The following is a 15,196-nucleotide window of genomic DNA, read 5'->3' as shown; positions in this document are numbered from 1 at the left end:
GCCGCCGCTGCCGGCAGCGCGAACGCCGTGGCCCGCAGCCGGGTCACGTCTGCGGCCGCACTCTGAAGGCCACCAAGAACACCCCCACGGGAGCGGAAGTGCTACACCTGCCACCGCAAGACCTTGCCCAAGGAACCCTGCTGGGTCTGCGGTCGCGTGGTCGTGCCCTCGGCCCGCACCGACGAGGGCGCCTGGTGCGACACCTGCCGCAAGTGGGCACTCGCCGAGCCGTGTTCCCGCTGCGGCATCACCCGCCAGATCACCGTCCGTGAAGAGGACGGCAGTCCGGTCTGCAGCGTCTGCTACCAGCGGGAGCACCGCGGTGTCCGGCCTCGGCGCAAGTGCGTTGACTGTGGCGAGATATGAGCCGTCGACCGGATCGCGGAGGACGGGCCGCTCTGGGAGAAGTGCAACAAGCGGAGGGCGCCGGTGGTGCTCTGCCCGCGTTGCGGCAAGCGCCGCAAGATCGGCGTCCTGAGCACCGGGGTCTGCCGGCCTGCGCCCAGCAGACGCGGCCTCCTGAACGATGTCGCATCTGCCGCAGGAGCATGCCAGTCTCTTTCCGCGATGCAGAGGGCCGGCATTGGTGCGACGGATGCCGTCGCCGCGACCGCGCACAGCCGTGCTCCGGCTGCGGCATCACGAAGGTGGTCACCGCTCGTGACGCCCGCGGACCATGGTGCTCGGCCTGCTGGCAGCACGCTCGCCCTGGCCCCACCTGCGGCGACTGCGGGCAGAACCGGTCCATGCCGATGCCGAGCTGGGACGGCGTACCACGTTGCGTCTCGTACTACGGGGCCGTGAGTGTCCCCTGCAGCCGCTGCGGGACGCTCGCCAGGGCGAGCTCCTGCAGGGCCCGGCAGCGGGGACACTGACCGTGCAGAAGCCTTCCCATCGCGCTGCAGGTCGGACAGCGGTAGGCGAGAGTGACCCTGGCGCACTCCGGGCAGATCGGACCGGCTTCGTCCTGGCGGAAGACGGCGGCCAGCGGACCGCATCGGTGACAGTCTGCGTGGTGAAGCGGACCTCATCGACGCAAGTCAGGCAGACCGGGCCCTCCGGCCAGCGGCGCTCGGCCGGCTCAGAGCCTCCAAAGCACCCACCGCACCCGAGTAGGGTCCAGGACCTCGCGCTTGACGGCCCAGCTAGAGCTTCACGATCACAGAGCCGAGCACCTTTCCGGGACGGGGGACGTCCTCCCCGGGGAGCACGATGCTCGATGAGGTCGCCTCCCCGGGTGGAAGGATGCCCAGGATCTTCAGATCGAGCGTGCTGTCCGGCGACAGCTTGTTGCCGTTCAGCCGCAGATCGATCTGGAGCTCCGCGGTGTATTCCGCGGGCAGTTCGACTTTCTGGCTGACCAGGAAGTCGATTGGATCGTCGATCTGCCTGGGCCTGATGCCGATCGGCACCGAGCCGGACAGGCTGCGGAACCAGATGTCACAGCCCACCGGCACGTTGTTCGCCTGCAGGATGACGTAGGCCTCCCCGCCGAAGGTGCCGGTCTCCAGCACCGTGTCCACCGCGACGTCGGAGTCCGACCCGGCGTCGGTCTCGGTCAGGGTAACGGTCTCGGTCTGTCCGTCGGGGTCGGCCTGCTCCCGCGTGACCGCGATGTCGACGGTCGAACTGCGTGAGCCGAAGACCGACCCGGTCGTGCGGGTCCACTGGGTGCCGGTGAAAAGCAGCGAGGACGTCGCGGCCGGCTCGGCATCGTCACGCGACATGCCGTAATAGCGTCGGTCCGGGCTGTTCAGCGCCACCGGGGGGGTCTGCATGGTGACGCTGCCCAACCGGATGCCCAGCCGCGGGCCGCCCTGGGGAATGTCCTCCGGCGAAATGCCGAACTCCTCCAGGGGCCGGGCGAACGCACCGAGCACGGGATCGTCGGCACTCGTCGGCAGAATGGGGTCGAGCCAGATCCGCATCCCGGGCAGCGGGACCTTCCCGTTGCTTTTCCATGTCATGGTGATGTTCGAGGACCAGTTCGCCGGAACGAGCGACAGCAGCGTCACCGTGAACGTCCCTCCATCCGGCGGGTTGTCGACCGTACCCCGCTTGTTCAGCATGGGAGACGGCCCGGGGGTTCCGCAGCTCATCATGATCTCGGAGCCGTCGGGGGCGTTGTCGGCGTTCAGGTGGAAGTAGATCTGGTGTTCCAGGCTGCCCTGTGAGTAGTCGTACAGTTCCGTCGATATGGGGGCTGACGGGTTGATCATGGTCACGTTGCGCCAGGCGATGTCCGGGTGCTGTGAGACGTACGCGGCGAAGTCGGTGATCTCACCCAGCTCGGGGATCGGGTTGGGGTCCTTCTCCGTGACGATCCGGCCCACGAGGCAGTAGTGGTCGTTCTCTATCGGCGCCGGGATCCACTGGAACGCCTCGTGCGTGACGAACCGCGCCCCGGCTTCCGCCTTGACGGTCAGGAACTTGGCGCCCGCGCTCGTGGTCAGCGGATTGCGGGCCCAGCCTTTCTTCGGATCCAGGGGATCCGTCGGCCACAGCAGCATGCTGGCCGGGGAGTAGTAGAGGTACAGGTCGCCCTCGGTGTCGCTGGCCGAGAGGTTCTGTCCGCGCAGGTAGATGAAGTTGGGTTCGGACGCCCTGGTGGAACTGCCGAAGTCCTTCCCCCAGTTGAGGTCGGAGATCAGCTCCCCGGGGTCGCTGACCGGATCCGCGCCGAGCGGGATCACATCGGGTGATTCACAGAGCCAGCCCGTCGTGGGGTACTGGCCGGTGTCCTGGAAGTTGTGACGGAAGTAGAGGTCGTCCCACTGGGGCATGACAGTTCCTCTCGCTACGAGCGGTGATCACCGCGGGGTGTGGAGCTGCGCGATCGCCGCGCCGTCCGCTCGGGCCGACTCCGCCGCGTACTTCTGGATCATGTAGCCGAGCAGGTCGGCGCGCAGTGCCGCGAGCTCGCGATGAGCGTCGCTGCGCTGGTTCGCGGCGCGGTTGAGAAAGTCCGGCCACCAGCCGAGCACGTGGGCCAGGAGGCCCGGGTCGGTCGGCGACAGGCCGAGTACGGCGGTGACCGCGGCGCCGATCTGCCCGGGGGAGGGGGCCTGAACACTGATGTGGTCTTCGACCAGCCGGGTGAGCACGGTGTTCTCCGCGAGGTTCGCCGGTGCGACCAGCGGTGGTGCGGTGGTGTCGGCCGAGACCGGTTGCAGGTGCGGCGGGACGCGGCTGACATAGGTCGTGCGATGCAGGATCCGCCAGGCCGCGTTCGACTGGGCGGTCGCCGTGCGCAGCGCCGCCGCGTCGGGATGCGCGCTGTTGTTCAGCCAGTTCTGGTCGATCACCAGCGAGTTGAACGCCTCAAAGTTGTGCTCGGCCGGGGGGAGGAAGAACGACATGAACCGGTATCCGGTCACCTTGCCCGGGGCATCGGCCTCGGTGTAGCCGGTCGGCTGCCCGTCGACGTCCACCAGAGGCCGTCTGAGGAAGCGGTCCGGTGCGAACTCGACCTCCAGACCGAGGCCCGACTCGCTGTCCTTGTCCCGGACCGAGAGAACCTCGACCGAGTTGCCGAACAGCGCGTCGAACTCCCCGAACAGGCCGACGACCATCGCCGCCGCGAAATCGGACGTGACGCCGTTGGTGGCGTCCCAGCTCGAAAGGCCGGAGAAGGACTCGCTGTAGGTGTCGACCAGTTCGGTCTCCTCGGTGTGCAGCCCTCCCGCCGCAGTCCACACGTACGTGTTTACCACGCTGCGCTTCGCCAGCCCCTTGGGCCAGTCGTAGGACGGGTCGCCGGGCAGCGTCTGGTCACGGAATCTGGTGAATCCGGTACCCCCCGGGGCGGCGCCGCCCCTCGGCCCCGGGCGGATGCCCCCGCTCAGGCCCTCGGTGTCGAACTGCCGGTAATAGGCTTCGAGCTGCTGGTCCTGCCGCTCGACGGCCCGTTTGAGGCTGTACGCCTCGATCGGTCGGAAGTAGCTGGCCGGCTGGAGCTGTGCGTACGGAAAACTCGGATCCGGCGTGAACCCGACCAGCCCGTCGAGGGTGCCGTTCTTGATGTAGCCCGCGTCGATCGGGAAGTTCACGACGTTGACGTCCTCGACGCCGGAGTCGGGCACCAGCGTCATCTTCACGACGGTGTTCGAGCCCTTCAGCGTCACCAGGTACAGGTCGGCGGTCAACGACTTCACCACCGCATAGCCGTTGTTCTCCGGCACGTACCGGCGGCCGACCTCGGGGTTCAGAATGTGGTCCGCGCTCTCCCACTCTCCCGCCGCGCTCAGCTCGTCGACCGTCGTCGTCCTCTTCGCGAAACCGAAGCCGAGTTCGCGCTCGGACGAGATCTCGGCACGGCTGTCGCCCGCGGAGGCCAGATGGCCCTCGGCCACGGCGACCGTCCAGCTGGTCTCCGCGCCGATACCGAGCGAGGTACCGACGTCAGTGCTGAGATAGAGGCCGGCATTGCCCTCGACATAGGCGGAGTCGCCGGTGTTCTCCCTGCCCCGGAACGCGAGCGTCGTGGTGTGACCTTGTGTCAGGCGCACGGTGGTGTCGTCCGCGTAGGCATTGAGGTAGTTGATGTCGCTCCACCACGGTTTGGTCTGGTTCTCGCTGGGGATCGGCGGCGCGCCCTCGATGAAGCCCACCAGTGAGGGCGCGGTCTGCACCTGCCCGGCGTACGAGGTGTCGAGGTCACCGACGGTGAACCCGGTGTCCAGGTGTACGGCGCCCGCCGACTCGGCCGCGTAGCAGCGCTTCATCACGCTGTAGAGATCTCCGTACGCGTCACGGCGGGTGTCGGCGTACTCGACCGCTGACGGAACGCCGGTGACCCGGGCGACGTACTCGGTGCGCAGGCCGCTGAGGACGTTGTGGACCTCCTTGCCCTCGTCCGAGATCGGCGCGCGTGCGGTGATCCAGAGCGGCGGCCTCGCCGCCGGACGCAACTCGCCCTCGTTGCGATGCCCGGTCGCGTCGTCGGCGACCAGCCCCGAGCCGGCGTCGAACGGCCAGTACCCGGCCAGGCCGGTCTCCGTGCCGGTCAGCTCGCGGTACATCTCCTCGCGTATCTGCTCGACGGTCCGCTCGCGGTTCCAGATCCGCAGTTCGCTCAGCATGCCGCTGAACGCGTCGGCCTGAGCGGTGGACGAGGTGCGTACGGCAGCGACGGTGAACTGCTCGATGCCGTAACCGCCCAGCGAGGAGGGATCGAGCACGTCGACGTCGCTCTGTTCCACGCCGTCGACGATGAGGGTGAGGACCGAGGCGGCGGAGTACAGCCGCCACAGATCGTTGCCGGTGAGCACCGCGTTGTTGAGGTTGTTGTCGTCGTACCCGAATTTGCCGCGGGACTGCGCCCATCGCCACGAGGACACCAGCCCGTCGGACGAGGAGGTCCGATGAGTGGCGGCCGACTGCCTGATCGCTTCGCCGGCCAGCACCTTGTTCCACAGCCGTACGTCGGAGAGCAGCCCGGTGAAGTAGGCCGCGCCGACCGTGTTCCGGCCCAGGTTGAGCCGCTCGACGCTCGTGGCGATGCCGACCGGGTCCGGGTAGTCGTCCTTGGCGAACGTGTTCACGAGGACGCCGTCGACGTACAGATCGATGTGCAGGTAGTAGGTCTGCGTCACGGCCTGGCCGCTCGTGGACCCGGTCGTCGTCGTGGCGCCCGACGTGACGGTCGCGGCGACGTAGTACGGCGTGCCCTGCTCGATGTGCACGCTCCCGCTCGTGAGCGTGACCTTGCCGGCCGCTTCCGATGTGGTCGGCACGCTTAGCGTCACCGTGTTGTCGAAGTTGAGCCCGAGTTCGTAGTTGCCGGGTTTGGAGACCAGGGTCTGCACCGCGTCCACCCGCGCGGGAGTGAAGCAGGCCTCGATCGTGAACGCGCTGCCGAAGTCCAGCGACGGGTCGTTGCCGCAGTCGGCGTAGTCCGTGCCCGCCAGCCGCACCGCATGAGCGGTGCGGTAGGTCGAGGCGACCTGGTGCCAGCCGCCGAGCAGCGGCGTGTGCGGGGCGGCCAGCGCATAGCCGCGGTTGGCCGCCCACGGTACTGCGTAGACACCGCGCTTGGCCCAGGCCGGTCTGGACGGGTTGATGATCGACGAGATGAACGGGTAGCCGTTGAGCGCTCTGTTGCGCACCTCGGCCCCGGTGCCTTCCGTGAGGTACCAGCAGATCATCAGGTCCGGGGCCGCGGGTTCGGGTGCGGCGTCGTGGAACAGTGCCACCTCGTCCGGGGGCAGGGCGCGCGTCCACAAGAACGCCCCGTTGGCCTGCATCGGGAACGCGCCGTTGGTCGCTCCGGCCCGGAATGCGCCGGGCACCCTGTCGAAGGGGACCGCGGCGCCGGTGGCTTCGCCTTCGAGCTCACCGTCCAGGTAGAGCCGGAGGCTGACGGTGGAGGCGTCCGTCGCGGCCAGTGTCGCGGTGACCTGTTTCCATGCGCCGGACTTGAGCGGGGTACGGGCGGTGACCTTGACCTTGCCGTCGGCGTAGGCCGCGACCACCTTCTGGCTGCCGTCGACGGACAGGGTGACGTACGGTTTGGACACCCCTGTCGTGGCGAGCCGCAGAAGCTGCCCTGTACCGCTGGCGCCCGCCGGCCTGACGGTGATCTGCAGCGTGCAGTCCGCGTCGTCGAGGTCGTACGAGCCGTCGATCTGAGTGCTGTCGTTGAAGTACAGCGACGGGGCCGGCCGCAGACCCAGCGCCCAGCTGATCTCCTCGTCGGGGAAGTCGACGCTGCCGATCCGCCGGTAGGCGGCCAGCCGGGGATTCGCGTCGTCGGCGGCAATGAGCCCAGGCCGGCACCAGGCCTCGACCGTCAGGTCGCCCGGGACCGCCAGGACGTCCGCGGTCGGTGCGGCCTGGTCCCAGACCACGCTCTTCGTACCGTCGAATCCGAGTGCCTTGTCCGGGGAGACACGGATCCAGCCACCGTTGATCGCGGCGGTGACCAGATTCGCGGTGCCGTCGGTGTACCCGCCCGTGTCGGAGACGAGTCCGATGCCACCATTGGTGGGCAGGGTCGTCGCGAGGCAGCGGAACATCGTCGACGCGCCGTCGATGATCTCTTCCTTGCCGTCGACGGTCACAGCGGAGCGTTGCCGGACTGCCGCCGGTACGGCCGGCTGCGCGACCACCGTCGCGTCGGGTGCCAACGTCCCTTCGGGGAGGGCGACCAGAATGCCCGACCAGGCGCGCAGGTCGCGAAGCGGCAAAGTCGCCGGCGCGCGGTCGCGCAGCGACGCGGTCATGCCGTCGGTGACGACCAGGAGGCAGGCGGCGACGGGACTGTCGCCCACCGCGTCCGCGAACGCGTTCTGGTCCCGGGCGACGTCGGTCAGTTCGAAGTGCTGTGGCCCCGAGGCCTCCAGGTCGATCGAGATGTCGCACAGTCCGGGCAGGGTGCCCGCGGTGACGGCGATCGTCAGGTCTTCCACTCCCGGCCGGGCGAGCACCAGTACGTCGTGGGAGCGGTCCGCGCCGTCGTACGCGGTCAGGCCGTAGACGGTGGCGTCGGAGGAATCCGTGGGCTTGTAGTCGTAGTCGGTCGACACCCCGGCCAGGACGGGCAGCAGCGTGCGTGTGAAGACGGGCAGGCCGGTCCACGTCTGGCTGATGGTGGCGTCGTCCGTCCACTGGGGGACCGTGAAGGTGAGGCTGAGCGTGCAGGTCGAGGTGGTCACGTCGCCGACGCCTGCGCCGGCGAGTTGAATACCGGCCGGGCGGCGCGAGAGCAGGGTGAGGGCTGTTTCGGTGTCGTGCGAGCGGACGGTCAGGCGGCTGGTCGCGTACGAGCCGTCGTTGTCGTAAAAGGTGCGCTCGCCGACCCGGAGCGCCGGATCGGCGAGATCGTGCGTCGAGGAGCCGTTGAGTACCGCGACGAAGGCATCGAGCGCTCGCGGGACGCCGAGCCAGGCCTCCTGCCGGTCACGGTGGTTGTCGAACTCGACGTCGCACAGGCCGGGTGCGTCCGAGGGCTTCACCGTGATCGCGGCCGTGTTCATGAACGTACCGGAGCGTGCGGCGGTGAACGTCAGCGTCCCGGTCTGCGCCTTGCCGTCCACGGTCGAGGTCCAGCCCGCCTCGTAACCGGCGCGGGCGCATTCGGCGTCGTACTGGGCGACGCAGTAGAGCCCGTCCTGCCCGTTTTCCTCGGGGCCGGCGAAGTAGAGGTGGACCAAGCCGTCGGCTCCTGTCATCAGGGAGCCCGATCCGCCGGTTTCGGCGAAGGTGAGCAGACCGGCGTAGGTGGACAGGCCTGCGGTGTCCACGTACAGGTTGCCCTGGGTGTCCGCGGAGACGGGCGCCGACGATGCGACGAGGACGGCGCCGTGCACCGCGGCGGTGTTGCGGCAGAGTGAGCGGTCCGGGGTGGTCGGCGGATCCGCCTCGTAGTCGATGGTGTCCATCGGCCAGTCGCCGATGAGGTCCGGCGTCGCGCCGCTGGTGTCCCACAGTCTCAGCGCGTCGAGGACGCCGACGAGCCCGTCGTCCTGTCCGCTGATGGTGGTGATCGGCTTCCCGCTCGGTACCGCTGTGGCATCGGCGCCGGTGACCGGCACGGCGTTGCCGTTGATCAGCACGGAGAAGTTTCCGTGTTCCGCCGTGCTGTCGTACGCGACGACGATGTGCGCCCACTGGTTCGGGGACACGACGGCGTCGGTGGTGTGCGCGGTGACGGCCTTGGTACCGGTGCCGAAACCGACCGCGACGCCCAGGCCACGGGTGATTTTGACGTACGGTGCGGCCTCTTCGGGCGCGTCGAACGGGTCACCGCGGAAGAGGAACTGGTCATCGACGACGTCGCTGTCCGGGTAGAGCCAGAATTCGGTCTTGAAGGAGCCGGTGAGCCGCAGCGAGGGATGCTCGGGCAGCGCAAGGTATGCGCTGTCGCTGAACCGGAGAGCATAGTTGGCCGGGTCGACCGGTGTCACCGTGGTGTCCGGTGGGATCTGCGCGAGCCGGCCGTCCTTGCCCAGCGCGAAGTCGAGCGTCACGAACCGGAGCGCATCGCCGGACCGGCTGACCGGTTGCGCGAGCATCACCCGCGCGGTGCGCTTGAGCAGCAGGTCGTCACCCGAGGCCGCACGGACGCGTTCACGCAGCGTGAACAGGGTCGCACTCGGCGATCCGGCAGGAGTCAGCGGTAGGTCCGTGTCGAATCCCTCTCCCAGGTTCAAGGTCACTGACACGTCGGGCGCCACGTTCCCCTGCGCGTCCAGTGCCGCAGCGGTCAGGTCGAACAGCCCGTTGTCGTCCATCGGGAAGGAGAACAGGTCGAGTTTCCCCGTGCGGGAGTTGACTGCGAAGAACTGCCAACGGCGTGCGGTGCCCGACTCGTTCGGCAGGATCACCGCCTCGAAGCAGCCGCCGTCGAGATCGCGGATCATCTCCAACTCGATGCCGGGCTCGATGAACGGCGTCCCGTCGGGCGCGGTGTAACTCTGCGAGTCTCGCGGTCCGTCGGGTATGTCCTTCTTGCCGGATCGCTGGAAACGCACCTCCCAGACCGGCTCGAGCACCGGGATCGGGGCGCCGCTGCCTGGCTCCGCGACGCTCTTGAGCAGGAAGCGGTTCATCAGCAGCGTGCCGCGCGAGGACTGTTGGAAGACGTGTACGTACTTCTCGTCGGAGACGGCCTTGAGCGGCACGTGGGCCGCGGCGAGCACCCCTCCTGCCGGGTCGCCCACGGTGACGACGGCCAGTCCGGCCGGCCGGAGTTCGGCCGGGAACGCGAGCTTGGTGAATCCCGTCCATTCCTCGTTGTCGACGGCTGTCGAGACCTTGAGATCGAGAATGTCGTAGTAGACGTCGGTTCCGCCGACGGCACGGGCGAAGGCGATGACGGTGCCCTGATGATCGATGGTGGTGACCTGGTGGAGTGCGCCGGGTGGCGGCGATCCCGTGGCTGCGTCGGGGTGCTCCGGGCGCACGAGGAGGGTGCTCGGGGCGCGGAAGGCGTGCGGCGATCGGGTTATCGGCATCGGAACTCCACGGGCCGAGGGATCACGCTCTACGGTGCACGACGATTTCGAACGTAAGCGCGCCATTTGGCGGCGGCAACGCCATTAGGCCTTATGAGTGACATGCATCAGCCCGCGTTCGACATGGATCAGAGGGGGGTTGTCGACAACCCGGAAAAGCCATCTCTGCAGTGACCGATTCGACGAGGACCTGTCCGGGCGATCATGTGACTGGCTCGTGTCCGGGTCGTTGTTGTGGGCATCGGGCGGGGTGCTCTGAGTGATGCCGAGTGGGAACGGCTGCAGTCGTTCCTGCCGGTCAGTAACGGCCGTTGTGGACGGTGGCGGGACCACCGGCAGGTGATCGACGGGATTCTGCATCGGGTGCGGACCGGGGTGCAGTGGCGGGATCTGCCGGAACGGTTCGGTTCGTGGAGGACGGTCTACGAACGCCACCGACTGTGGTCGGCCGACGGCACATGGGAGCGTCTGCCCCAGCAGGTCCAGGCCGCGGCGGATGCCGCGGGTGATATCGACTGGGACATCTCGGTGGACTCCACCAGCGTGCACGCGCACCAGCACGCGGCCGGGGCCCGGATGGATCCGCCGTCGGCCCCCGCGTCAAGGGGGGCCGGATCGCCAGAACACCAGGACGAGACGCCGTGGCAGAGCCTTCGCGCCCGCCTGGTGGAGGTGGTGCGGGAGGTGTGAGGGCCTGGGCGTTCGCGTGGCGGGTTCACCACCAAGCTCCACCTGAGCGCGGACGGCCGCTGCCGCCCGCTGTCCCTGATCGTCACGGGTGGGCAGCGGGCGGACTGCACTCAGTTCAAGGTGGTGCTGGAGAAGATCCGCGTCCCCCGGGTCGGCTCGGGTAGGCCCCGCAAGAAGCCTGTGAGCACGGACCGCCGCCGTATCCCGCCCGGGGCGGGCCGTCGCCCAACTTCCGTGGCCTCCGGCCCGGGCTTTGTCCGTCACGGATGTAGGTGACCACTCCGGCGCGGTTCCAGGCACCTCCTCCTCCGAGGGCGTGCTGCCCCGCCTGATGAAAAGACACGAAGGACTCGGCGCCCAGGCCACCCGCGCCGGCGGCCCGGGCGTGTTCGCCGCAGAGCGTGCGCACCGGTGGCGCAACCACACCGTCAATCAAGTCGAGAGCCTCAAGGAACTCGACTGGCTTGACGTCATGCTGCACGCCGGGCCTTGTCCAGACCCTGTGCCAAGGATCCAGGGCGGGCAGATCTTCAACTCGCCCTTTGACCTTGGTCGGCTGGGATTGGAAGCGAGGAAGGCACAACGTCGGCCGGTGCGGGAGAGAGCGGTAGGAGTCGTGACGCGCAGCAACAAGGAGCCGGCAGGTGGGCACATCCAGGTACAACCGGCCGGTCCGCGGCCTGCCCGAGGTCGAACTTCTCCGGCAGGCTGTGCCGGCACAACAGCTTCGCCTTTGGGCTGCGGCGGACGAAGATCCGGCCCCCAAATCGCGTACGCGTTGAACATCCGCGGTCGGTCCCGCCGTACAACTGAGAAAGGCGAGAGACCGGCGCGCAGCAAGGGATGACAGTGACCGAAGGGCAAGCCACCACGCAGGAGTTGATCGCCGGACGCTATTGGCCCCAGGAGGTCGTACACCGTGAGGAAGGCCGCACCGGCTGGCACGGTCAGGACGTCCGGTTCGGACGGCCGGTTTCCTTGATGGAGGCGCGGCCAGGTCAGGCCACCGGTGCACGCCGCGCCGCTCGGATTCTGCGTGAGTCCGAAGCCATGGAGCTGACCTGTCCCGGCCGGGCGGCCACTGTCCTCGACGTCCTGGAGGAGAACGGCGCCGTGTGGACGGTCATGGATCGGATTGAGGGCGCTCCCCTCAGCGACCTCCTGTCGCGAGGCCCGGTCAACTACGTCCGCGCTGCCCGCATAGGCCTGGAGATCCTCGACGTTCTCGCGGCGGCCCATCGTGAAGGCATCACGCACGGCGATCTCAGCCCCGGGCAAGTTTTTGTGCGCAAGGACGGCGGAACGCTGGTTGCCGGCTTCGGGCTGCTGGGGAACGCGTCGGCCCCACGCGTTACCGCGCCGTCGTACGCCTCTCCCGAGCAAGCCCGCGGCGAGGGCACGGAACCCGCGTCAGATCTGTGGGCACTTGGGGCAATCTTGTACATGATGGTAGAGGGGCGTCCGCCTGTCCCGGACCGTGGACCGGTCGAGGCGACGCTGCGAGCGGTTGACCTGCGGCCCTTCCGGCCCCCGCGGAGCGCGGGGTTGCTCGGCCCTGCCATCCAGGGGCTGCTCCGCAGGGACCCGCAGGAGCGCCTGCCCGCGCCGGTGGTCCGCGCGGCGTTCACCCGCATCCTGCGCGAGGATCCCGAGGAACCAAAACAGGCGGCGCCGCTCCCCTGCCTACGCGACGCGTACGCTGCCGTCCGGCGGACCGGGCGGGTGTGGAGCAGACGAACAGTCGGTCGGCCCGCCCTCCTCAAGGTCCTGGCGCTGGCCATGGTCGGGGTCTCGCTCACCACCCTCGCCCTGACCGGAGGATCGGACGACGGCCCCTCCGCGTCGGATCCCACGCCGTCCCGACCGGCCCCCAGCGGAACCGCCGACCCTAGCTCTTTCTACAACTACGAGGCTCCGGAGGGGTTCTCCATCAACCTGCCCACCGGGTGGAAGCCGCTCGACCGCAGCGGTTCAGCCGATGCGTCCTACCGCGTCACGTTCGGCGCGTCCGGCGACCCTCGCACGCTGGCGATCACCTACAGCGAGCGGCTCGGACCGGACCCCGTCGCAGTGTGGCGGGCACTGGAGCCGTCCCTGAAGCGGGTGTTCGTCGACTACGAGCGGCTGGGCGACATCCGCGCCGCCGACTACCGTGGCCTCGACGCAGCGGACATGGAGTGGTTCTCCGAGGACACCGGTGTCCGCGAGCGCACGCTCGGCCGCGGTTTCCTCATCGGCTCCGGCCGTGGCTTCTCCTTGCGCTGGACGACCCCGGCCGACAACTGGAACGACGCCGCAAACCGGGGCGCGCTGGGCGTCTTCCTGCGCTCCTTCCGGAGCTCCGCCAACTGACCGTGCTCCGATGGCCCCGGAGCCGCAACTGCCGTCCCGTCGCATGAGCCATCCGCCCGCAGGCAGTTGTCCCGCTCGAGCGCGGGCTGCTCCGTCGCTTCGAACGTTTGGCGTGCAGCGGGTATTAGACGCGCTCGTCGGCCCAGCAGGTGGTCACCGTGACGACGCCACGGTCGAACTTCCCGACCGAGTCCAGGTACTCCTTGCCCACGTGGGCGGTGGGATTGCCGTCCTAGCGGTCTCCGGAATCGTCGATCACCAGCACCCGCCTGCGTGCGGGCCGTGGCAGGATCCGCCAGGAGCAATTCCACGCGCCGGGCGTTGACCTTCTCCACGTCCCACGTCGACTCGGACAGGAACAACTGCAGCCGCTGTACAGCCGCATGCTGGGCACCGACCACAGGCTCCGTCCCGGCCAGGCAGGTCAGCGTCTTGTTGCGGTCCCGCGGCAGCAGTAACCCGGCGAGACACTCGCGGAACCCCGTCCGGCCGCTGACGGTGGCGATCCAGTCACCATTCGGTGCAATCGCCGCATCGCTCACGTACATGGTGTGTTCCAAGGAGGCGGTCATATCGCCGGTTAGCCGATCCCAGACCCGCAGCGCGCTTCCGCTCGAAGAGAGGAGCCGGTGGCCGTTCGGCGCGATCGCCACCGTGCCCACCTCCGCGACGTGCCTCGATAGCGTCGCGGTGATCTCCCCGGTGGCCCGATCCCAGAGTTGCACGGTAAAGCCGCTCGTGGCGGCGATCCATCGGCCGTCCGGCGCGATCGCCACGGATCTGACGTCCTGTGAGTGGGGCAGGGCGGCGGTGGACTGGCCCATTGCCCGGTCCCAGAGGCGGACCGTCCGCCCGCTGACGGTGGCGAACCAGCTGCCGTCCGATGCGATCGCGAGTCCGTCGCAGACATCGACGGACCCAGCTGGGCTCTTCCCACCACACCGTGACGCACTGCGGTGCCCGCAGCCATACGCACACAAGCAGCCGCGCCAGGCCAACCAGGGGGCGGACCGGAGCCGTTCCTGGCGGTCAAGCGACTTGTATCGGCCATTGGCCCGATCGGCGCCCTTATCGATGCCTGCGGGAATTCCCGAGACTGCTGCTCTGAAACGGGGGAGGACCATGTCAGCGGCACGGAAGCGACGAGGGACAACTGCACGGAAGCGTCGCCGGCAACAGCTCAAGGTCGGCGCCATTGGTGGGGGAGTGACCGTCGTCCTGCTGGTGGTGTTCTGGGCAGCGATCTGGCCGTACCTCGTCGGTGCGTTCGTTCTTGGCGGGGTCGCCGCTGGCGGGTGGTGGCTGTGGCGGACGGACCGCCTCATCAAGCGGGGGGACCGGGGGTGGCGCCACGACGAGGCGGTGAGGGCCGGGCATCGCAGCCTCTCCCTCGCAGAGGTCGACGCGATGACGGGGACGGAGTTCGAGGACTTCGTCGTGGACCTGTGCCGGCGGGACGGATGCTCCGAGGTACGGCGGGTCGGTGGCTCTCACGACAACGGCGCCGACGTCCGGGGGCGCCTGCCCGACGGCCGGAGCATGGTGATCCAGTGCAAGCGCTACACGCCCAAGAACAAGATTCCCAGCCGCGAGGTCCGTGACCTGCTCGGGGCGAAGATGCATTTCAAGGCTGATGTGGCGATCTTCGTGGCCACCACCTACTTCAGCGCACCGGCCGAGCGGTTCGCGTCGGACAACGAGATCATCGCCGTCCATCGTGACCACCTCGGCCTGTGGAACAGCGGGGCATCTCTGCTGTCCTTGAGCGCGGTGAACGGATTGGGACAGGGTGACCGTCGGCACTGGGAGCGTTGGAAGAAGACATACGGGTAGGCAACACGGCGGCCGGGATCCTCGGAGTGGGTGCTCGCGGGCCGTCGGCCACGACCGAGTGCGGTGAGGTCGTGGGCGGAGACCGCGCGGGCGCCGGCGTGCTCGGCGCCGTTGAAGTACGCGACCCATTCGGGGACGTGGTCGCCGAGCCCGTCCGCCAGGAGCTCGTCGGCGTCGCCGAGGTGTGTCTGCGCCTGGCACTCGTCGCCGAAGGGCCGCATGCACCCGTCCGCGGTCATGAACCCGGCTGAGCAGGAGCAGGGCCAAGACGCTCGGACCGGCCTTGGCGGGTCGGGATGCGAACCGCAAACGATCAAGCAGGGCTCGCGCTCGTGGATGGTGGCATGGTTCGCCGCACGGGCCGA

Annotated in this window: 6 protein-coding genes and 3 pseudogenes; 5 read left to right on the top strand and 4 right to left on the bottom strand. The window is 68.6% G+C overall.

All coding sequences use genetic code 11. From position 1 onward, the window contains the following. Nucleotides 1-123: 123 nt before the first annotated feature. Nucleotides 124-366 carry a hypothetical protein gene (locus OG966_RS00890; protein WP_326647369.1) on the top strand — a complete coding sequence of 81 codons (243 nt, stop codon included), beginning with the start codon at nucleotides 124-126 and terminating at the stop codon, nucleotides 364-366. Nucleotides 367-1,145: 779 nt separating this feature from the next. Here OG966_RS00890 and OG966_RS00885 read toward each other — a convergent pair. Next, the gene (locus OG966_RS00885; protein WP_326647368.1) at nucleotides 1,146-2,783 is read right to left on the bottom strand and encodes a hypothetical protein; all 1,638 of its coding nucleotides are present in this window, start codon (nucleotides 2,781-2,783) and stop codon (nucleotides 1,146-1,148) included. Between the two features lie 27 nt (nucleotides 2,784-2,810). Then, a complete protein-coding gene (locus tag OG966_RS00880) occupies nucleotides 2,811-9,956 on the bottom strand; it encodes a LamG domain-containing protein (protein WP_326647367.1) in 7,146 nt (2,381 codons plus the stop codon). Nucleotides 9,957-10,196: 240 nt separating this feature from the next. Here OG966_RS00880 and OG966_RS00875 point away from each other — a divergent pair. Together OG966_RS00875 and OG966_RS00865 are read left to right on the top strand one after the other, a co-directional pair. After that, nucleotides 10,197-10,536: pseudogene (locus OG966_RS00875) on the top strand (IS5 family transposase); the annotation flags it as partial. Nucleotides 10,537-11,489: 953 nt separating this feature from the next. Continuing rightward, the gene (locus tag OG966_RS00865; RefSeq protein WP_326647365.1) at nucleotides 11,490-12,998 is read left to right on the top strand and encodes a serine/threonine-protein kinase; all 1,509 of its coding nucleotides are present in this window, start codon (nucleotides 11,490-11,492) and stop codon (nucleotides 12,996-12,998) included. A gap of 127 nt (nucleotides 12,999-13,125) precedes the next feature. On the opposite strand, the pseudogene OG966_RS40620 reads toward OG966_RS00865, so the two are convergent. Further along, nucleotides 13,126-13,489: pseudogene (locus OG966_RS40620) on the bottom strand (transposase); the annotation flags it as partial. Between the two features lie 108 nt (nucleotides 13,490-13,597). After that, a pseudogene (locus OG966_RS40615) lies at nucleotides 13,598-14,122 on the bottom strand (WD40 repeat domain-containing protein); the annotation flags it as partial. An 82-nt stretch (nucleotides 14,123-14,204) separates the two neighbouring features. On the opposite strand from OG966_RS40615, the gene OG966_RS00860 reads away from it, so the two are divergent. Further along, nucleotides 14,205-14,831 (top strand): restriction endonuclease, encoded by a 627-nt coding sequence (locus OG966_RS00860; RefSeq protein ID WP_326647364.1) that lies wholly within the window; start codon nucleotides 14,205-14,207, stop codon nucleotides 14,829-14,831. 71 nt (nucleotides 14,832-14,902) lie between these two features. Beyond that, nucleotides 14,903-15,082 (top strand): hypothetical protein, encoded by a 180-nt coding sequence (locus OG966_RS00855; RefSeq protein WP_326647363.1) that lies wholly within the window; start codon nucleotides 14,903-14,905, stop codon nucleotides 15,080-15,082. Nucleotides 15,083-15,196 lie beyond the last annotated feature (114 nt).

The sequence above is a fragment of the Streptomyces sp. NBC_01750 genome (assembly GCF_035918095.1).
GTDB lineage: Bacteria > Actinomycetota > Actinomycetes > Streptomycetales > Streptomycetaceae > Streptomyces.
The sequence above is the reverse complement of the archived record's forward strand: the minus strand, read 5'-3'. Positions and strand labels throughout refer to the sequence as shown.

Bases quoted from the DNA above. Each gene is read 5' to 3' on its own strand.
- OG966_RS00885 (WP_326647368.1), bottom strand. From the start codon at position 2,783: ATGCCCCAGTGGGACGACCTCTACTTCCGTCACAACTTCCAGGACACC.
- OG966_RS00880 (WP_326647367.1), bottom strand. From the start codon at position 9,956: ATGCCGATAACCCGATCGCCGCACGCCTTCCGCGCCCCGAGCACCCTC.
- OG966_RS00865 (WP_326647365.1), top strand. From the start codon at position 11,490: ATGACAGTGACCGAAGGGCAAGCCACCACGCAGGAGTTGATCGCCGGA.